The organism is Ruminococcus sp. B05 (assembly GCF_003628495.1).
Lineage (GTDB): Bacteria > Bacillota > Clostridia > Lachnospirales > Lachnospiraceae > Schaedlerella > Schaedlerella hominis.
Genome location: NZ_RBZR01000005.1, coordinates 77,505 through 97,091 on the forward strand (window position 1 = coordinate 77,505; position 19,587 = coordinate 97,091).

23 protein-coding genes, 1 pseudogene and 1 other annotated feature are annotated in these 19,587 nt (G+C 37.4%); of the genes and pseudogenes, 6 read left to right on the top strand and 18 right to left on the bottom strand.

Features of this window, described 5'->3' with window-relative positions; genetic code table 11:
• Positions 1 to 293: 293 nt before the first annotated feature.
• The 4 genes from rplL to D8Q48_RS05795 all read right to left on the bottom strand — a co-directional run bounded on the left by rplL (position 294) and on the right by D8Q48_RS05795 (position 3,565).
• Positions 294 to 659, bottom strand: coding sequence for a 50S ribosomal protein L7/L12 (rplL, locus tag D8Q48_RS05780; protein WP_186865610.1), 366 nt, complete (start codon positions 657 to 659; stop codon positions 294 to 296).
• Between the two features lie 113 nt (positions 660 to 772).
• Positions 773 to 1,309, bottom strand: a complete 537-nt coding sequence (gene rplJ, locus D8Q48_RS05785; protein ID WP_118688328.1) for a 50S ribosomal protein L10 — start codon at positions 1,307 to 1,309, stop codon at positions 773 to 775.
• 49 nt (positions 1,310 to 1,358) lie between these two features.
• Positions 1,359 to 1,500 (bottom strand) — a sequence feature (ribosomal protein L10 leader region).
• Positions 1,501 to 1,577: 77 nt separating this feature from the next.
• Positions 1,578 to 2,486: an ATP-binding protein gene (locus tag D8Q48_RS05790; RefSeq protein WP_172696947.1), complete on the bottom strand. Its 909-nt coding sequence runs from the start codon at positions 2,484 to 2,486 to the stop codon at positions 1,578 to 1,580.
• Positions 2,487 to 2,851: 365 nt separating this feature from the next.
• A complete protein-coding gene (locus tag D8Q48_RS05795; protein WP_121055818.1) occupies positions 2,852 to 3,565 on the bottom strand; it encodes a LytTR family DNA-binding domain-containing protein in 714 nt (237 codons plus the stop codon).
• A 166-nt stretch (positions 3,566 to 3,731) separates the two neighbouring features.
• Between D8Q48_RS05795 and D8Q48_RS05800 the strand changes: the two genes are divergently transcribed.
• The 5 genes from D8Q48_RS05800 (at position 3,732) to D8Q48_RS05820 (ending at position 7,025) form a co-directional block, all read left to right on the top strand.
• A complete protein-coding gene (locus tag D8Q48_RS05800) occupies positions 3,732 to 4,346 on the top strand; it encodes an accessory gene regulator B family protein (RefSeq protein ID WP_121055820.1) in 615 nt (204 codons plus the stop codon).
• Positions 4,347 to 4,515: 169 nt separating this feature from the next.
• A complete protein-coding gene (locus D8Q48_RS05805) occupies positions 4,516 to 5,250 on the top strand; it encodes a hypothetical protein (protein WP_118688332.1) in 735 nt (244 codons plus the stop codon).
• A gap of 11 nt (positions 5,251 to 5,261) precedes the next feature.
• Positions 5,262 to 5,945: a hypothetical protein gene (locus tag D8Q48_RS05810; RefSeq protein ID WP_118688333.1), complete on the top strand. Its 684-nt coding sequence runs from the start codon at positions 5,262 to 5,264 to the stop codon at positions 5,943 to 5,945.
• A gap of 186 nt (positions 5,946 to 6,131) precedes the next feature.
• Positions 6,132 to 6,542, top strand: a complete 411-nt coding sequence (locus tag D8Q48_RS05815) for a hypothetical protein (RefSeq protein ID WP_118688334.1) — start codon at positions 6,132 to 6,134, stop codon at positions 6,540 to 6,542.
• Positions 6,543 to 6,593: 51 nt separating this feature from the next.
• Complete coding sequence (locus tag D8Q48_RS05820; RefSeq protein ID WP_118688335.1) at positions 6,594 to 7,025, top strand: lipoprotein; 432 nt, start codon at positions 6,594 to 6,596, stop codon at positions 7,023 to 7,025.
• Between the two features lie 107 nt (positions 7,026 to 7,132).
• On the opposite strand, the pseudogene D8Q48_RS05825 reads toward D8Q48_RS05820, so the two are convergent.
• The 8 genes and pseudogenes from D8Q48_RS05825 to D8Q48_RS05860 all read right to left on the bottom strand — a co-directional run.
• A pseudogene (locus D8Q48_RS05825) lies at positions 7,133 to 7,372 on the bottom strand (PD-(D/E)XK nuclease domain-containing protein); the annotation flags it as partial.
• A gap of 181 nt (positions 7,373 to 7,553) precedes the next feature.
• A complete protein-coding gene (gene rplA, locus D8Q48_RS05830; RefSeq protein WP_022074845.1) occupies positions 7,554 to 8,246 on the bottom strand; it encodes a 50S ribosomal protein L1 in 693 nt (230 codons plus the stop codon).
• Positions 8,247 to 8,398: 152 nt separating this feature from the next.
• Positions 8,399 to 8,824 carry a 50S ribosomal protein L11 gene (gene rplK, locus D8Q48_RS05835; protein ID WP_022074846.1) on the bottom strand — a complete coding sequence of 142 codons (426 nt, stop codon included), beginning with the start codon at positions 8,822 to 8,824 and terminating at the stop codon, positions 8,399 to 8,401.
• Positions 8,825 to 8,875: 51 nt separating this feature from the next.
• The gene (nusG, locus tag D8Q48_RS05840; RefSeq protein ID WP_121055822.1) at positions 8,876 to 9,394 is read right to left on the bottom strand and encodes a transcription termination/antitermination protein NusG; all 519 of its coding nucleotides are present in this window, start codon (positions 9,392 to 9,394) and stop codon (positions 8,876 to 8,878) included.
• Positions 9,395 to 9,419: 25 nt separating this feature from the next.
• Entirely contained in the window at positions 9,420 to 9,620 is a 201-nt protein-coding gene (gene secE / locus D8Q48_RS05845) for a preprotein translocase subunit SecE (protein ID WP_022074848.1), read from the bottom strand.
• A 22-nt stretch (positions 9,621 to 9,642) separates the two neighbouring features.
• A complete protein-coding gene (rpmG, locus tag D8Q48_RS05850) occupies positions 9,643 to 9,792 on the bottom strand; it encodes a 50S ribosomal protein L33 (RefSeq protein ID WP_004842370.1) in 150 nt (49 codons plus the stop codon).
• Positions 9,793 to 9,965: 173 nt separating this feature from the next.
• Complete coding sequence (locus tag D8Q48_RS05855; protein WP_121055824.1) at positions 9,966 to 12,815, bottom strand: hypothetical protein; 2,850 nt, start codon at positions 12,813 to 12,815, stop codon at positions 9,966 to 9,968.
• Between the two features lie 39 nt (positions 12,816 to 12,854).
• Complete coding sequence (locus D8Q48_RS05860; RefSeq protein WP_117990210.1) at positions 12,855 to 14,918, bottom strand: MMPL family transporter; 2,064 nt, start codon at positions 14,916 to 14,918, stop codon at positions 12,855 to 12,857.
• 214 nt (positions 14,919 to 15,132) lie between these two features.
• On the opposite strand from D8Q48_RS05860, the gene D8Q48_RS05865 reads away from it, so the two are divergent.
• On the top strand, positions 15,133 to 15,759 hold the full coding sequence (locus tag D8Q48_RS05865) for a TetR/AcrR family transcriptional regulator (protein WP_117990209.1): 627 nt from the start codon (positions 15,133 to 15,135) through the stop codon (positions 15,757 to 15,759).
• Positions 15,760 to 15,816: 57 nt separating this feature from the next.
• On the opposite strand, the gene fucO is transcribed toward D8Q48_RS05865, so the two are convergent.
• The 6 genes from fucO to D8Q48_RS05895 form a co-directional block, all read right to left on the bottom strand.
• Positions 15,817 to 16,962 (bottom strand): lactaldehyde reductase, encoded by a 1,146-nt coding sequence (fucO, locus tag D8Q48_RS05870; protein ID WP_117990208.1) that lies wholly within the window; start codon positions 16,960 to 16,962, stop codon positions 15,817 to 15,819.
• A 144-nt stretch (positions 16,963 to 17,106) separates the two neighbouring features.
• A complete protein-coding gene (locus D8Q48_RS05875) occupies positions 17,107 to 17,667 on the bottom strand; it encodes a TetR/AcrR family transcriptional regulator C-terminal domain-containing protein (protein WP_330514282.1) in 561 nt (186 codons plus the stop codon).
• A 107-nt stretch (positions 17,668 to 17,774) separates the two neighbouring features.
• Positions 17,775 to 18,338: a class I SAM-dependent methyltransferase gene (locus D8Q48_RS05880; protein ID WP_117990206.1), complete on the bottom strand. Its 564-nt coding sequence runs from the start codon at positions 18,336 to 18,338 to the stop codon at positions 17,775 to 17,777.
• Between the two features lie 56 nt (positions 18,339 to 18,394).
• Positions 18,395 to 18,628, bottom strand: coding sequence for an HPr family phosphocarrier protein (locus tag D8Q48_RS05885; protein ID WP_117990205.1), 234 nt, complete (start codon positions 18,626 to 18,628; stop codon positions 18,395 to 18,397).
• 150 nt (positions 18,629 to 18,778) lie between these two features.
• Positions 18,779 to 19,039 carry a hypothetical protein gene (locus D8Q48_RS05890; RefSeq protein WP_117990204.1) on the bottom strand — a complete coding sequence of 87 codons (261 nt, stop codon included), beginning with the start codon at positions 19,037 to 19,039 and terminating at the stop codon, positions 18,779 to 18,781.
• Between the two features lie 43 nt (positions 19,040 to 19,082).
• Entirely contained in the window at positions 19,083 to 19,565 is a 483-nt protein-coding gene (locus D8Q48_RS05895; protein ID WP_121055826.1) for a VanZ family protein, read from the bottom strand.
• Positions 19,566 to 19,587: the final 22 nt, after the last annotated feature.

Genomic DNA, 19,587 nt, shown 5'->3' on the forward strand with positions numbered 1-19,587 from the left:
TCCTCATATATTTTTTTGCGGGCTCCAATTGCCCAGTTAATACTCCACTTTTCTATTATCGGTAAAACAAGGCTTCGTTTTTTACAATCTACAACGCCTAGCTTTCCACAATAGCGCATTTTCTACTATAGCACATCTTCCATTTGAATGTCAACATGTTTTTCAAAATTTTCTTGACATTTTTATGTTTTTGTGGTATATAAGCGAAACAAAAAGCGGCAGCTACGTCCAAGAATTGTCTCTTGGACATAGCTGCCGCTCTATAACACTCTCTAATTGTATAAGAACAACAATTATTTAAGGTTAACTTCAGCACCTTCAGCTTCAAGTTTAGCTTTGATATCTTCAGCTTCTGCTTTAGAAACAGCTTCTTTAACTACCTTTGGAGCTCCGTCTACAAGCTCTTTAGCTTCTTTCAGTCCAAGACCTGTGATCTCACGAACTGCTTTGATAACTTTAACTTTTGCTGATCCAGCAGATACAAGTTCTACGTCGAACTCATCTTTCTCTGCTGCAGCTGCTCCAGCATCTCCTGCTGCTGCAACTACAACACCTGCTGCTGCAGATACACCAAATTCTTCTTCACATGCTTTTACTAATTCATTTAACTCTAATACTGATAACTCTTTGATCGCTTCGATCATTTCAGCTGTTGTCATTTTAGCCATTTTAATATCCTCCATTATTTTCATATTATAGGTTTATAAATATCATTCTTCCGAATCATATCATACACAGTGTATTCATCTCAAACCACCATGTTTTGGATGTCTTACTCCTCTGTTGCTGTTTCTTCAGCTGGGGCTTCTGTAGCTGTTTCAGCTTCACCATCCTGCTCTGCAATCTGTTTGATAACACGAGCGAAGTTTGTAATAGGTGACTGCATACTTCCAAGTAATCTTGAAAGAAGTACTTCTCTTGAAGGGATCTTTGCAAGTTCTGTTAATCCTGCAACATCATATACTGTTCCTTCAACTACACCTGCTTTCAGTTCAAGCTTATCTGCTTCTTTAGCGAAGTTACAGATAATTCTTGCTGGAGCTGTTGCGTCATCTTTAGAAATAGCGATTGCGCTTGGTCCTTCCAAAAATTCATCCAGACCTGCAAACTCTGTTCCTTCAAACGCTCTCTTCATCATAGTGTTTTTACATACTTTGTAAATAACACCTGCTTCTCTAAGCTGTTTACGAAGCTCTGTATCCTGTGCTACTGTAAGTCCACGGTAGTCAACAAGTACGATTGACTGAGCGTCTTTAATGTCTTCAGCGATAGCTGCTACGATTGGTTGTTTTAATTCAACTTTTGCCACGTTCCGGTGCACCTCCTTATTAGATTTGTATGACTGCTAGAAGGTTGCTTTAAGCAAATAAAAACCTCCATGCCCAAAGACACAGAGGTTTACAAATTTCATCTTCATTCGAAATCTTGTCTTCCTCGGCAGGCGTCATCATACTTACGCTTTACAGCACCTGCTGTCTTCGGCAGTCAATTGCTATATTAGATTAGCATTAATTTAGCAAGATGTCAAGTGTTTTTTCTTTTATTTTTTACTTTTTTCACTCATGTATGCGAAAAGTTCATATCCTCAATCCAAACGATATGTATTCTGTTTGATTCACTTCAGCATTCTCCAATGTCAATTTTCCCTCATGTTCTTTTACCGTTCTGTTTAACTTATACAATCCAATCCCATGATTACTCACATCATTTTTCTTCGTTGAATATCCTTTTTTGAAAATATTTTTACAAAATTCCGGCGTAAGATGCGGTCCGACATTTTTAATTTCAAATACTAATTTGTCATCTTGCGAGCCAATCTTCGCCAATATTGTTCCGCCTTCATTCGTTGCTTCAATTGCATTATCAATCAGGATTCCCAAGCATTCAATCACCTCATATTCCGTACAGGTCGTTCTAATTACATATTGTTCAATATCCAGATGTAATTCTTTTTCCTCTTTATCTGCCTGACGAATTTTACTGAACAAAAATCCACTTACCAAATGCATATTCAATTTTAGCAAATTCATTTCGAAATCAGGAAGCATATCATGCTCCGTTGTTTTCAACAAAGCCCCCTTTAACGATTCAAAATCTTCACATACATATGCAAGGGCATGAATACTTTGAAGTTTATTGTGATAATCGTGTTGTCTGATTCGCACTTGCTCGATTAATCCTTCTATAATCGGAAGATATTCCTCGTATACTTGCACACATTTTTGCTGTTCTTTCTGCTTAAAATAATGATAAACCTCTCCAACATTTTCAATAATAAGAATCAGCATAATTCCAACGATAATCAAATAATTTGAAATAAAATGTTCTGTTTTCAATCGTGCATACATAACTACCATAAATAGAACCAAGAAGCTATTTATTATTACCAATAACATTAAAATGTTCCATCTTGAAATCGCTTCATATACTTTACGTAAAGGAATATAGCGATAGGCAAGCCACGCTAATAACAAAACAATTATCATGCCTCCTATCGGCGCTATTCCATGAAATATTCCCGCAGGAGTCAAATTCCAAATAGGTAATTGAACAACCTCCGTCAACATTATCCACATATCCCCCAAGACGTATATTATAAATATTCGAACAAAAGAAATTCTAGCCAGATATTCTAAACAAACTAGCATAGCCAAATTACTTATGACCATTTGTATTGCTGTTGAAAGTTGAAAAAAACACAAAAAGCAATTTACTATAGCCGGTATAACAGCAATTTTCAAAAATATTTTTCTTTTCGCCAACGGATATTCTAAAAATCCACATAGCAAGATATAAAACGCCACAAATTCTATGTATGACGTTATAAAGCTTTCTATATACGCATACACTTCTATAATACCCTCCATATGTTTTCAAATGCTTCTTTATATTTACGTCCTACCGGTATTATCTCATTCCCAATATACAACAAACGATTACTCCTATCATATTCCGAAATGCATTTTAAATTCACAATATATTTCCGATGACATCGAAAGAATCCATATCTAAGTATGTTTTCCACCTGCTCCATCGTGTAACTTATAGTTTCATAGCATCCATCTTTTGTATAAATCTGTAACCTTCTATTTATCCCAGGACAAATATAAATAATCGAACGCTCTGGAATACGAATTTCTCCACCCCAAAAATTCTGAAAAGAAAATGTTTCCGGTGCTACTAACGGAGAATGCAGCACATCATCCAGGCACTTATTAATATTTTCTGCTGTATATGGTTTTAAAATGTATCGGAAACACCCCGTATCAGACAATGCCGCCTGAATTTTTTCTGGAACAGAAGTAATATAGATAATCGGTGTATATTTATAAGGAATAATCGAGCGTATATAATTCCCAAGTTGTAGCCCACCCTCATCGCCATCCTTCTCATCCAACTTCATATCAAGCAAAAATACATCATACTTCTTTCCGGCACAAAATATCTTCGCTTTTTCTAATGTTGTACAAATATCTGCAACTATATTTTCTTTTCGTCTTTCCAATATTATTTTCAATGCTTCGCACTGTTCTGCTTCATCATCTACAATTAATATGTTGTACATTATCCGTTTCCCCTTCTTTGCTTTTCAATAATCACTTTCATTATATCTTTATCTTTCCAATTCAGCAACGAAACATCTTTGTCATTCACGCTCAATAATTAGCTGTTCATGTTTAAGTTATCCGAAAATTATAGTTTTATTTCTTGATTGATGATACGATTAGTCCATGGAAAAGTTAAATAATTTTATTATTACACAAACAATTTCTTGGTTAACAACAAATCGTACCTTAGAGCATTTATCAAAAATAAAAGTAGAATATAGCCTTCTCATCATTCTCTCTGAATTTGAGAAACTTTTAGCACTCGCCATCATATTCGCTTTAACTAATCATTTTACTGAGTTCCTACAAATTTTATTTTGTTTAACTTTAACGAAACATTTTCTTGGTGGAATTCACTTGAAAACGGTATTGCAATGTTTTGGCTTAACACTAATAGTATTAGAATGTATTATTCATTTGGGAAATTGTATTCAGTTTGCGTATAGCACCAAATTCCTTATTTACATTTTAGAAGTGCTTTTGGTTATTTTATTTGCGCCAATACAATCTGAAAACAAAAATGACATAAGTTTTTCTGAACGAATTAAATTTAAATTCAAAGGAATAATTTCTATTCTTTTTATAATTTCTATATCTAATATATTACAAGTGGGGAAGGAGAGTTACATGTTATGTACACTTTTAGTAGTAGAAATTGAAACCATTATTGCTTTATCATTTTCAGTTCGAAAGAAAGAGAGGAACAAAACAGATGAAAAATCACCAGAAAGACAATAAGCCACTAAAAAATCTCACCATTAAATATTTAGAGCAATTTGCAACAAAATTTGCAAAACAAAGCTCATGCGTCTCCTTATGGGGCGAAGTTACACTGCCCAAAGAATTAAGAAACAGCACTACTCACAATTAACAATTTAATTATCATCTAAATTTTAGGAGGTGTATTATGAAAACTCTTAAGAAATGGCTCTTATTTTTTCTTCTAATTATAGTATTTACTTCTGGTTGTAGTAAATCAACCACAGAAGATAATGGCAAAAAAATCATCAAAGACTTTTTCTCCAACAGTTATGAATACACCGCCACATACTACCGAACAAATGAAGCAAATAAAAAAAGTAAACTCTGTGTATATGAAGGCATGCTAATTCCAAACCCATATCAACAATATGAAAATTTAATCGAAGACTCCAGCCATTCAACTTCATTATTAGCATCCTATAGTTATACATCAAATAATGTAACTTATCGTCGCATGAAACTCCGCAACGAAAACGATACATTTTGGACAGCTGAGCAAATCAGCGAACGTCAAGACGCCATTTATAATCGTCAAAATCTTGTTCTTCGCCTTAAGAAAAAGGAGAAAAATCTTGCAACTTTTTATACAGAATATACAGATACTTTACATTATGATCCAGATGGAAGAAATATAGAAGTACCTTATATCAACCAATTAGAATATATCGTTGATTTAAAAGAACAAGAAATCAAAAAAATTGTAATCAACACCGAAGAGTCCGAAAAAGCTGTTGCAATTGCTTCGCTCATGCAAAATGGTTTTTCAAAAGATGAGGCCGAAAGTAATGTAGTATTGGGAAAAGACTATTTTCACTCAGAAATCATCTTTGAAATCACTAAAGTAAATAACGACTTAGATATTCCAACACCTATACAATAAGAGGTATCACTATGAAAAAATTATTCAGTATTATCCTCACGCTAACTCTTTTCTTAAGTTCATCCATTACAATTTGTGCCGCAGAACGCCAAACCGTTACTCCCCCACAAGATGAACTCATTTCCTTCGAAACCTTACAAGCTCTTTTTCCTGATGTTTCATTAAACAAAAACGGATATGTAGATGATTACAATAACAATTCAGCCACGTTTTTCACTCAAAAAGCTGCTGATTTTTTGTCTAATCCTGTAGAAACACATACCGCTGAATATAATGGTGGCATCTGCAATTTAAACGTATATGCAAACGGAGCATATGGAGCATATGGTTTCGAAAAGATTTCATCCGATGTTACTCCTTATGACGCTGGCTACAACATAACAGGCTCTACTTATCGTGCTTATTATACAATGATGGCTTCACAAGGTTTTTCTTACACATTTACAGTTTCATCCGGTTCAGGCTATAGTACAATTTCACAATTATCTGGCGTTTCTACACAATATGGAATTCCTCAGTCATATTTTAGTGCTAGATCTTCGCAATATATACGTGCTAAACAGACTTCTGCTTCCGCTCCTGCACAAGTTTGTGGCGATGCAGAATATTATCACATGGGATACTCCAATGGGACATTCAGACTATATTCTACTGCTAACTCCGGAAACGTAAGTGTTTCATATACCGTATTATAAAGTAATGTATGTCAAAACTTTGCCAGCTTAAAATCTTTGTAAACACATAGTTAAGTTTTATTAAATCCAGAAAAGCTGTTTCACTTTCAGCTTTTCTGGATTGACTATTTTATATTGAAATTATTATCTGAAAACGATATCCTAATAGTAACATCCATAACAGCATTTCGAAAGGAGAGTTTTACATTGAAAAAGAAGTATTTCGCAATACCCATCCTACTCTTATTATGTGCCCTTATTATTTTCACTCCACCAGTCATGTTTGCTAAGGGTCTCCCCATCTTTGGCAAGAAATCTGTAAGGTCAGAAAACAATTTTGATCACCTCGGAGATGGCAGTGATTTCACCTCAAGAAAGGTTTACTACACAACCGATTTTGATTATTTCTATTTTATCAATTTAAGATTTTGGGAAAATCTCGAAATCGAACAATTGCAATATTATATTCCTACAGATGAACCTAAAGTAAAGAAAATCAATCCGTTTATATATTCTGTTGAACAAAACCTTAAGTATTCTTATATCAATTCATTTGGTGTAAGCCGTGGTAGCGATTTTTGGTATTTTGATTATTATGCAAGAGACGACAAGTTGTAAAGTCTAATTTTATTATGGTAGATTTTCCCAATTACAAAGGAGGTATCTTTTTTGAAGAAAGTAAAATTAAGCATCTTTTTCATCAGCTTAATATTCATTTTAACCGGATGCAATTCTAACAAGTTTACAATTCAACAAAACTGGAAGCTAGAATTACCAAAAGATTCAAACGAAATATATCACAAGGATACCGGAACCTCCTTTCATGGAGATGGAACATTCTATACTGTTTACCAAACCGATGATGCAGCTTCTGTAAAATCAATGGCAGACTGGACAACCAACTCTTCTTCAACAGTATTCACAGATAATTTTCCAGCTTTTGCTACATATTGTTTGGATAAATTAGATGTACCATCAGAAGAACGCATTGACTTTGAACATTGTCAATACTACTATCGTATAGAAAAAGACAACTCGGAATTGTTGTTGGTATACAATTCCGAACTCAAACTTCTTTACATTATAGAAAACAGACTTTAAAAATCAGCAAAGCAAAACCGGAGATACACCCGCCATTCTGGTGTAATGTCTCCGGTTTTATTTTTCGCAGCAAAATGCCCGAATAGTCAATCTAGCCCTTCCATCTCTTACTTTTTAATTTTCACCCTACACTTCTTTTTATAAAAAGCGATTCCATATTTTATGATATTCTCCACTCCATCATCTTGAAGTACTTCTTCATAATTGTTTGTTTCAATTTGTTCAAATGCTTCTAGACAGGCTGTCTCCAGATTACCATCGTCCGCATACTTCAGTTCTAACACAATTCCTGTTTCTCCATCATCTGTCTCCACCAAAACATCACTGTATCCCTCTCCTGCTTCTTTATTAGAAGAAACACTTCACGCTTCTTCATATCCGAAGAATCCCCTTTCAGCAATATACATTATTTTATCAACGAAATATACAAAAACCGGAAACACCTTACCTCTCGGTCTGATGTCTCCGGTTTTTATTATTCACGAACTTTTAACAAGCTCCTTTTATAAGCAATCTCTAAAACTCGAATTAAGCAAGTTTCAATGGGTTAAGTTTTACTCCAGGTCCCATTGTAGATGTCAGTGTTACGCTCTTAAGGTACTGACCTTTTACTGCTGCTGGTTTTACTTTAATAATTGCATCGATAAGCGTCTGGAAGTTGTCCGCTAACTGTTCTTCAGTGAATGAAGCTTTACCAATCGGTACATGGATAATGTTTGTTTTGTCCAATCTGTACTCAATCTTACCAGCTTTGATATCGTTGATAGCTTTTGTTACATCCATAGTAACTGTTCCAGCTTTTGGGTTTGGCATAAGACCTTTTGGTCCAAGTACACGTCCAAGACGTCCAACAACACCCATCATATCTGGTGTAGCAACAACTACGTCAAAATCAAGCCATCCTTCGTTCTGGATCTTTGGAATCAGTTCGTCTCCTCCAACGAAATCTGCTCCTGCTGCTTTAGCTTCCTCAGCTTTTGCATCCTTAGCGAATACAAGGATACGAACTGTTTTACCAGTTCCGTGTGGCAGAACTACTGCTCCACGAATCTGCTGATCAGCGTGACGTCCATCACATCCTGTTCTGATATGAGCTTCGATTGTTTCATCAAATTTTGCAACTGCTGCTTTCTTTACAAGAGCGATAGCTTCTGTTTTTTCGTACAGGTTTCCTCTTTCGATCTGTTTTGCAGCTTCGATATATTTCTTTCCGTGTTTCATTTCTATAATAACCTCCTTGTGGTATTGGCGGGATCGTACCCCTCCCACGATATTCAACTCTGTTACAATTTCCGCTATCTACTTGCCACCTGCTTAGACACCGCAGGAAACTTTCAATCCGGAACCGATTATAATACTTTATTTAATAAATATTAGTCCTCTACTACTACACCCATAGAACGGCATGTTCCAGCGATCATGCTGATAGCTGACTCAAGAGATGCTGCATTTAAGTCAGGTAATTTTGTCTGAGCGATTTCTTCTACCTGAGCTTTTGTAATTGTAGCAACTTTAGTTTTGTTTGGAACGCCTGAACCAGATTTGATGTTACAAGCTTTCTTAATCAAAACTGCTGCCGGTGGAGTCTTTGTAACGAAGCTGAAGCTTCTGTCATTGTAAACTGTGATAACAACAGGAATGATCAGATCTCCCTGATCTGCTGTTCTAGCGTTGAACTGTTTTGTAAATTCAACGATGTTAACACCGTGCTGTCCCAATGCAGGACCAACCGGTGGTGCTGGAGTTGCTTTACCAGCTGGAATCTGTAATTTAATATATCCTTCTACTTTTTTTGCCATTTTAATTACCTCCTTGTGGTATTCACGGGATTAGGCATCCCTCCCACGGTTTTAATCCATCTTTTTAATTTCTGAAAAGTTAAGTTCAACCGGAGTTTCGCGGCCAAACAACTCAACATTGATCGTCAGGCTCTGTTTTTGTTCATTGATTGTATTAACAACACCTGCTGTTCCTTCCCAGGCACCACTTAAGACAGTTATCATATCTCCGATTTCGTAATCGCATTTGACCTCTGTCTGTCCGATTCCCCAATGTTCCATCTCTGTCTCATCCAATGGAACCGGTTTGGAGCCAGGACCAACAAATCCTGTCACACCTCTTGTATTACGAACAACATACCAGGTGTCATCATTCATAATCATATGAATCATGACATATCCAGGAAACAGCTTTCTCTGACTTACTTTCTGAACACCATTCTTCAGTTCAACAACTTCCTCTATAGGAACTCTTACTTCCAGAATCTGATCTTCAAGCTGACGATTCTCGACCGTCTTATCAATGTTCGCTTTTACTTTGTTTTCATAACCTGAATAAGTATGAACTACATACCATTTTGCTTCTGACATAAAATCACCTTTCTGCTGTAGCCGCCTAGCGTACAAGCCAGTCGATTCCATATTTCAAAAGAGAATCAATCACTGTTATGATTGCTCCTAAGAATACAGAAACTGCAACTACTGCCGTTGTCTGTTTTACAAGTGCATCCTTGTCTGGCCAGATAATCTTACGGAACTCTGCCTTAAGACCTTTAAACCAGCTCTTCTTCTGAGGTTTTCCTGACTTCTCACTCATGATGTCCACTCCCTCTCAACGACTATTTCGTTTCTTTGTGCAGTGTGTGTGATTTACAGAACTTACAATACTTCTTTGTTTCCATGCGGTCTGGATGAGTTTTCTTATCCTTTGTCATGTTGTAATTGCGGTTCTTGCATTCTGTACATTCCAATGTAATTCTTGTGCGCACAACTTCCACCTCGCTTTTTATTTTTTAATTCTTAGTTTCTGATGGTTGCGAAGCCATCAAGTTTTAGGCATAAAAAAAAGACCTACTTCCATTCGCCAGAAAACTATACCATATCTGACCTATGGAAGTCAAGTCTTTTTCCTTATTATTCTTTGCTATTTCTTATTTATTTGTTATTTGTTTGTTACAAATACAAATTTCACTTCTCCATCCATTCCGTCTGAAATACCTGTGAAGCTCTTGTATGCTTTCGATGTATCAATCATTCCGTTTGCTTTATCAAGAACAGCACTCAAATCTCCATCAAATGCACTGACAAGTTTTTTAATACCCTCTTCATTAAACTGGATCATACCGCTATTCAATTGGTTTGCTCCATCGTCTAACTGTTTTACACCATCAATCAGTGCTGTTGAACCACTCTGCAGTGTTCCGATACCTGTTGCAAGTGTTGCTGCTCCCGAATCAAGCTGTGTTGCACCATTATGCAGTTTTACTGTTCCGGCTGCAAGGGTTGTTGCTCCGGCATTAACCTGTGTTGCTCCGCTTGCAAGCTGTGTTGCTCCTTCTGATGCTGATTTTGCTCCACCTGCAAGTGCTGTTGCTCCTTCTGATGCTGATTTTGCCCCTGCATTAAGGTCTTTTACTCCTGCTGCAAGTGTTGCTGCTCCTTCTGATGCTGATTTTGCCCCTGCACTCAATGCTGTAGCTCCTGCATACAAATCAGCATTTCCTGTTGCCAAATCTTTTGCACCTGTAGATGCATTTGCCAGACCTGCTGCAAGCCCATCTTCTCCATATACAGCACTCTGTAATAATGTTACTCCGTCTTTCAGTCCTGTTATTCCAGCTGCCGCATTTCCATTCAGTCCCATATCTAACTGTGTTGCACCTGTACTTAACTGACCTAATCCTGCACTCAGAGCACTCATACCATTTTTAATGCCCTTTTCTCCATTTAAGCCTGCATCCACCTGTGCTGCGGCCTCATTCAATGCTGCTACCGTTCCTGCAAGTTCTGCCTGACTTGTATTCTGAACTGCCTGATTTACATTATTTGCCTGTGTTGCCACATTAGCTGCTTCATTTGCTGTATTTGTTGCTGTATTTGCTGCTGTACTTGTGCTGTCTGCATATGCCTGTGCTGTGCCTGCATATGTTGTCATTTGTACTGCTGCCGACTCCAACGCTGTTGTATCTATATATGCATTTGCTAATGCCTGAAGCTGGGCTGCTGTACCTTCATCTAATTCCACTCCGGAATTCAAAATTGTCTGCGCTGCCTGTTGTGCTGCCGCCAGCTGACTCTGTGCCTGTTGTGCCTGCGCTGTTGTCTCTGCCGCTGCTGTAGCTGCCTGTGCCTGAAGATTTGCTGCACCATTCTGTAATTCTGCTGCTGTTCCCTGCAGTCCGGCTGCCTGATTCTGAAGACTTGCCGCCTCACTTTCGACATTCTGTGCTGATTCTGCAACTGCCCCTGTACTTGACGGATTCAATTTTGTGTTCAACGCATTTAAGCCTGCATGCAACTTTGCTGCACCTGTAGCAACCTGCTGTACTCCTGCATCCAATTCCTTCGAGCTTGCTGATGCATTCATAAGATTTGTATTTAATGTTCTTGCTCCATCTGCCAACGCATTCACACCGGTTACCATGTCGTCTACTTTGCCTTTTAATGCTCCAACACCGGTTGCTGCACCATCCAGTCCTGTCGAAAGAGCTGTTGCTCCATCTGATGCCTTTTTAGCGCCATTATTTATCTGCTCAAGCCCGCCTGCTAATGTAGCATTTCCTGTTGCCAGAGTGTTTGCACCATCAAGTAATGCGGATGTTCCAAGTGCCAGTTTTCCATTTCCCGCTGCCAGTGTTGCTGCTCCATCTGATAAATCTGCATTCCCCTGTGCTAATGTCTTTGTCCCACCTGCTAATGTACCTGTTCCACTTGCAAGTGCTTTACTTCCTGATACCAGTTCCCCGGCTCCACTTGCAAGACTCTTTGTTCCGTCTGCCAATGTCTTACTTCCTGTAGCAAGCTGTCCGATACCGTCTGTCAGTGTCCCTGATGATGCAAGTAATGTATCAAGACCATCCTTCAGCTGCCCTGTTCCATCTACCAGCTGATTCGCTGCATCCTGAAGTTCATTCATAGACTCCTGAAGTCCTTCCAAGTCATCTAATTTCGAATCATTTTCTTTATCACCAAGGTCATTAAACAAGCTGTTTGTAGCAACTGTAATTCCTTCAATTGCTTCATAATCTGTAACATCCATCTCTACTTCAAAGTAGTCCGGAATATCAAGATCCGTAGTTCCGAGAATTTCTGTCATACCTGGGAAACCATATCCGATAACCATATCTCTATCCCCATCAGAAATAATTTTTCCATTCTTTACTACGACATTCGAAACCATATCTGTATCCATCAACAATCCGGATGCCATCATAAATGGAACTTTTATGCCATTGTTTGTTTTTTCGCTTGTATTTTCATAAGTATATCGGATAACCAAGTGACCACTCTTACCTTCCAGATCACTGGCCGATACATCTTTTTCATCTAACTTATAACTAATCTTCACTCCGACCGGGAGAGCCTTATCAGTCTTACCCTGATAACAAATATCAGAACCTTCTGTATTCCATGTCAGATTCTTTCCACTTGTTGTAAATGTTTCGTCTCCTTTTACATTTTCAATGTCACTCAAGTCCGAAACATCCTGCAAACTTGATACATCTGAAATATTCTTCAGCTGATCTGAAACTGTAACCTCTGTAACAGCTCCACTTCCATCAATTTTAGCATATACAGTCTCATTCTTTGTCGGTTTTGCACTGGTTGATTCTGTATTTTTCGAAGACTCTTTTTTATCTGATTTTTCTGTTTTTGCATCTTTTTGTTCTGTCGATACTTTCGCATTTCCCTCTGCTGCAAATACATATGCAGGTGTTGTTCCAACACTTCCTGCCACTAAAGTTGTCAGCATCACTGCTGCGATCAACGTTCTGAACTCTCTATTTTTCATTTTAATGAACCTCCTTATGTTCCTGTTTAGCCAGCATCATCATACTTTCATTTTCTTCGTTGTCTTATAAATCACTTTATCGAATACCATCAACATAGACGGAAGGATAAATATTACAACAAACATACTGATCAATGCTCCACGTGACATCAATGTACACAGAGAAGAAATCATATCAATATCTGAATATAAACCAACTCCGAATGTTGCGGCGAAGAATCCCAATGCGGATACAATGACCGAACTAATCGATGATCCTAATGCAATTCGTACTGCTTCTTTCTTTTCGCGTCCTTTGCTTCGCTCTTTCCAGTAACGTGTCGTCATCAAAATCGCATAATCGACAGTTGCTCCCAACTGAATTGTTCCGATTACGATAGATGCAATAAACGGCAACGTTGTATGGGTATAATACGGAATTCCCAGGTTAATAAAAATCGCAAATTCAATTACTGATACCAGTATAACAGGTAATGAAATAGATTTAAATACAAACGCAATAATGATAAAGATTGCTACGATTGAAACCGCACTTACTACCTTGAAATCTTTATCTGTAATTGTAATAAGATCTTTTGTACAAGGAGCTTCACCAATGAGCATTCCTGTATCGTCATATTTTTTCACAATATCGTTGATTGTTGTACACTGTTCATTAACCTCGTCTGACGCTACTTTATATTCTGACTGAACAAGCATCAGCTGCCAATTTCCTTGTTTCAATGTCTCTGTCAATTCTGACGGGATGATATCTCTTGGAATAGATGAACCAAGCAGATCGTCCAATCCAAGTGCGAATTTCACACCTTTTACTTTTTTAATTTCTTTCAGCATTGCTTTCGCATCTTTTGCTGACATATCAGATTTGACAAGTACCATGTCTGTTGCATTCATGTCAAATGTATCTGCCAGTTTATCATTTGCCTTGATGCTGGCAAGATATTTCGGAAGTGTAGAATCCAGATTGTAATATACATCTGTCTTTGTATATCCGATCAATGCCGGAACTAATACAACAAGGAATACTATCACAAACACTTTGAAATGTTTTGTGATCCATTTTGCTGGTTTCTCCATCGGCGGTATGATGGAACGATGTGTTGTCTTTTCAATCGCTTTATCAAACACAAGCAAAAGTGACGGCAGAATTGTAACACAACTGATCACTCCAAATATAACGCCCTTTGCCATAACGATACCCAAGTCACGTCCAAGTGTAAAGCTCATGAAGCACAATGCAATGAAACCAGCCACCGTTGTAATGGAACTTCCGATTACTGATGTAAATGTATTGGATATTGCATGTGCCATCGCACGCTCTTTGTCGCCATCAAAACGCTGCTTATTTTCCTGATAACTATGCCACAGGAAAATAGAATAATCCATCGTAACTCCAAGCTGCAACACTGCACTTAACGCCTTTGTAATGTAAGAAATCTGTCCGAGGAAGTAGTTACTTCCCATATTATAAACAATTGCCATACCGATACTAAGCATAAAGAATATCGGTAAAACCCAACAATCTGTAAATATTGAAAGTACAATACAACTTAACACAACTGCAATCAGTACATAAATCGGCATCTCTTTTTCAGACAGGTTCTTAATGTCTGTTACAACTGCTGACATACCACTTAAATAGCACTGTTCGTTTGTAACACTTCGAATCTCTTTGATTGCATCCATTGTACTGTCTGCGGAGGTTGTATCATCAAAGAAGATTGCCATCAATGTCGCATCATCTTTATAAAATACATCTTTTAGGTTGTCAGGCAGTTCACTGATCGGCATTGATAAATCTGCAATAGAATCATACCAGATTACATCTGCCACTCCGTCTACCTGCTCAATTTTCTGTTTAACATCTGCTGCTTCTTTCGTCGTCATGCCATCTACGATTTCCATTGCGAATGCGCCTTTTTGGAATTCATCGATTAAAATATCCTGACCTTTCATTGTGTCAATATTCCCCGGCAGATAATAGAGAATATCATAATTTACCCGAGTCTTTAAATACCCCAAAACCGATGGAATTAATAATAAAATTCCGATAATTAAAATTGTGATTCTGTATTTCACAATTTTTTTACCCACCTTAATCATATTTTCATCTCCCAATCTTTTTCATTTCTAAACCCATTATATTCCTAAATGACTATTGGTCAATATTCACATTTGCAAATTTGTAGCCGAAAATGAATATTGGTCATTTTCATATTGATTTTTTTTTACTTTTGTTACACAATAGATAATATCTTGTTGAACTGTATCGCATGATATCGATATTGTTCAAGAATGTATTACAGGAGTGAGGAATATGAGTAAGGTAGACTTAAATAAGAAAGAAAAGAAAAATGCACTTTTACAGACTGCATTTGAATTATTCACAGATAAGGGATTTGCCAAGACGACAATCTCCGACATTTCTTCTAAAGCCGGTCTTGCAAAAGGCACATTTTATTTGTATTTCAAAGATAAATACGACTTGCGAGACATTTTAATCGCACATAAAACCGGTCAGCTTTTCGCAGAAGCACACCATGCTCTTCTGCAAGAATCTATCGAAGGTTTCGAAAACCAATTATTTTTTGTTGTTGATTTCATTATAGCAAAACTGGAGGAAAACCCTAAATTATTGCAATTTATCTCTAAAAATTTATCCTGGGGAATTTTCAGAGTTGCCTTCGAGCAACAAGTTGCTGACGAATCAGAAGAATCTCGCGAATTCTATTCTTATTATCGTGAATTGGTTCAAAAGAGCTCTATCACCGATGTAGAAGCTGAATTATTACTTTTTACAATACTGGAGCTTGTAGGTTCCACCTGCTATAGCTGTATCTTATACGAACAGCCTCTTCCTATAGAAGAGTATATGCCGTACCTGCATCGTTCGATTCATCATATTTTATTATCTTATTTCAACAAAAATGAATACAGCCAGTAAAAAAGAAACGACAGAACATGCACTGCTCTGCCGTTTCTTTTTTTATATAGCTTTTTCTTACATTAATTTTCTAAACAAATCTTTCAGATCTTCTACGCTTGCATCTTTTGGATTACCCGGTGCACAAGCATCTGCATGAGCAGACTCTGCCAGGAACTGAAGATCCTCTTCTTTGAGTGCTTCAAGTTTTGTAGGGATACCAACATCTACAGAAAGCTTCTGTACAGCATCTACTGCTGCTTTGCGGTACTCTTCTACAGACATATCATCCACACCCTTTACGCCCATTGCTCTTGCGATTTCTTTGTATTTCTCGCCAGTGCAATCTGCATTGTATTCCATAACGATTGGAAGCATCATTGCACATGCAACACCGTGTGGTGTATCATATACAGCACCAAGTGTATGAGCCATAGAATGTGCGATTCCAAGTCCTACGTTTGAGAATCCCATTCCTGCAATATACTGTCCGAGAGCCATACCTTCACGTCCCTCTTTTTCGTTATTTACTGCACTTCTAAGTGATCTTGAAATGATTTCAATTGCTTTCAGATGGAACATATCTGTCATTTCCCATGCTGCTTTTGTTGTGTATCCTTCAATTGCATGTGTTAATGCATCCATACCTGTAGAAGCTGTCAGCCCCTTTGGCATAGAAGACATCATGTCTGGGTCTACAACTGCGATGATTGGCATATCGTGTGGGTCAACACATACAAATTTTCTTTTCTTTTCTACATCTGTGATAACATAGTTGATTGTTACCTCTGCTGCTGTTCCTGCTGTTGTTGGAACTGCGATGATTGGTACACAAGGTTTCTTTGTAGGTGCAACACCTTCCAGGCTTCTAACATCTTCAAATTCAGGGTTTGCAATGATAATACCAATTGCTTTTGCTGTATCCATAGAAGAACCGCCACCAATAGCAACAATGTAATCAGCTCCTGCTTTCTTAAATGCTTCTACTCCATGCTGTACATTTTCGATTGTTGGGTTTGCTTTGATATCAGAATAAATTTCATACTCAAGTCCTGCATCTTCCAGCACTTTTGTTACTTTTGTTGTTACTTCAAATTTAATCAAATCCGGATCAGAACATACAAATGCTTTTTTGTAAGCTCTTGCTTTTGCCTCTGTTGCAATTTCCCCAATTGCACCTGCTCCATGATAAGATGTTTCATTCAACATAATTCTGTTTGCCATTTTTTCTTCTCCCTTTCTGTTTTGCCGTTTTGTTTTCTTATGTCTTTATTTTAACAATATCTTCTCCAAATAAAAAGTTACAAAAAAGTCAATCTGTCACATTTTCACATGTCAGATTGACTTTTTTCTTATTTTTCATTCATTTTACACAAGATTTAATTGTTTCATCACATCATACAACTCTGACGGCATCGCCGATACAAGTGCCTTCGCCATCTCTTGTGGTGTGCTTTTTCTCTCACCCAGCACCCACTGAACAGTCATATAAATAGACCCCTGACAATACATCTCCAACAAAAAACGTAGATTTTCTGAAATCGGTTCTTTCGTCTTCTCTTCAATCTGCCTTGTATAAAAAGCAAGTATCAATTGGAAATCATGTTCTCTTAAACAATTCTGCTGGTCATTACGAAATGCTGCCTTAAAAAATAACTTTTCTTCTTCAATATACTGAAACTTCTTACACAAACCTTCATAGACAGTTTTTCCCTCTCCCATATGCTCAAAGGATTCCAAAAGAATCTTGTCAAAATACCAGTTTATCAAATCATATTTATCTAGAAAATAGCGATAGAATGTCTGTCGTGTTGTCCCACATTCCTGAACTATTTCTTTAACTGTAATCTTCTCTACCGGCATGGTTCTCATACAAGTTTTCATCGCTTCCGCAAGCCGGTATTTCATTTTCTCCTGCTTATCTCCCACTCTTTACCATACCTTTCTTTTGATTTATCCATACTATACCATATCTTCCCCGTAAAATACAGAATAAAAGGTTGAATTCCACTGCAATCACAGTGAAATCCAACCTTTTAACGTTTAAAAATAAATGCCGGGATTGGGGGATTATTCTCACGATTATAGTATTCATTTACAATTACTGTATATTCTTTCGGATTAATTTCTTTTATATATTGAAGAATTGCATCCTTCTCTTCAAACCCTGTATCACCGCCACTGTAAATACACAGACTCATCATACCACCATGCTTCAACAAGGTAAGCCCTTTTTCAATTGCTTCCAGACTTGTCTTTGTTTTTGTTGAAATACTATGATTCCCGCCCGGAAGATATCCGAAATTGAAACACACGACATCCACCGATTCTGTCTGCACATATTCATCCATATGCTCATGACCTGTCAAAAGTAATGTTGCCCTGTCAAGCAGACCTTCTTTCTGCAGCAAGTTTTCTGTTGCATGCACCGCTTCCGACTGGATATCAAATGCAAGCACACTTCCTTGCTCTCCTGCTAATTCGCATAAAAGCTTTGTGTCGTGTCCCTTCCCCATAGTCGCATCAATATATAATCCGTCTTTCTTTGCCACAGACCGTATAATCTGATGACACCAATCTGTAATCTGTGATGGATTCATTTTATTTCTCCTCGTCTATATAGCACTTACCACATAATTTATAGGCTTCATCTAAACTATGCTGTATACTCAGCAAGCAGTTCGACAAACTCATCACTCGTTCCAAAAGCTTCTACTTCAATATTCTTCTCTTCGCAAATAGAAAGTACGCCAAGTAAAGACTTTGCATCAATTCTCATATTTCTTGCCTTTAAATCTACATCGAAGGGAAATTGTTGTACTCTATTAACAAATTCTACTGCTGCATCTGCATTTTCAAATGCGATTTTTTTCTGAACTGTATCAGCCATCTTTTTTTCCTGCCTTTCCGTAAAATCTGCCTAATCATACCTCAAAACAATTTTATCGTCAATACATATTTTGTCTATTTTCATGCAAATTCTGCTCTTTTTTTGTCCTAGATAAAGTATTCAATAGTCTTTTCTGCTGTCACAAGTTTCTTATTCAGCATCAAAATCTGCTTCGAACACACCTTCCGGAGTCTTCATCGTCAGAATTCCAAGATTAAAATCCTCGTCCTGAATTGTAATATGATATTCAAATACGACATCATCCTCGAATTTGGATAACAAAATGTAAGTTCCGTTTTCCTTTCCGTCTATCTGGTCACAAATATCATTGTATACATCTACCCCTGAAATTTTTCTCGGATATCCTGCATCTTTTATTTTTTTCTCAATCGCTTCATATAATTCATTCATGTTCTTTTCCTCATCTTTCTGATATTTTTCTTTACGAAGTACATCATTTTGTACTTTCTTTCTTTTCTCTACGACTTATCATCCATGTTACAAGCATTACTCCGATAAACGCGCCGCAGCTGTCAATCAGTACATCCCGCACTTGACCGCTTCGACCAGGGACAAACAATTGATGAATTTCATCAGTAGCTGCATATATCGTTCCGCATAGCCACGGGATTCCAACGATATATCTCTTTTTTCGCTGAATCTCATAAGTTGCCCCGAAAATCAACGTACCCAATACTGCGTATTCCGTCGCATGTGCAGTCTTTCGAACCGGAAAATCCACTTTATCAACAAATGCATTTTGTTTTACCTCGCTCCACTCATCAAATCCCGGAACAAACCACTCACCGACAAGTCTTCCGACCCTTCCGCTGTCTTCTCCTGACAAATCACCATTTCTGGCCGAAAAACCAAAAATCATAATCATCCAGATAATTGCCAGCACAAGAAAGAGTCTCTTTCTCTTGTTATACTTCATTTGTTATTTCCTTTATACTTCC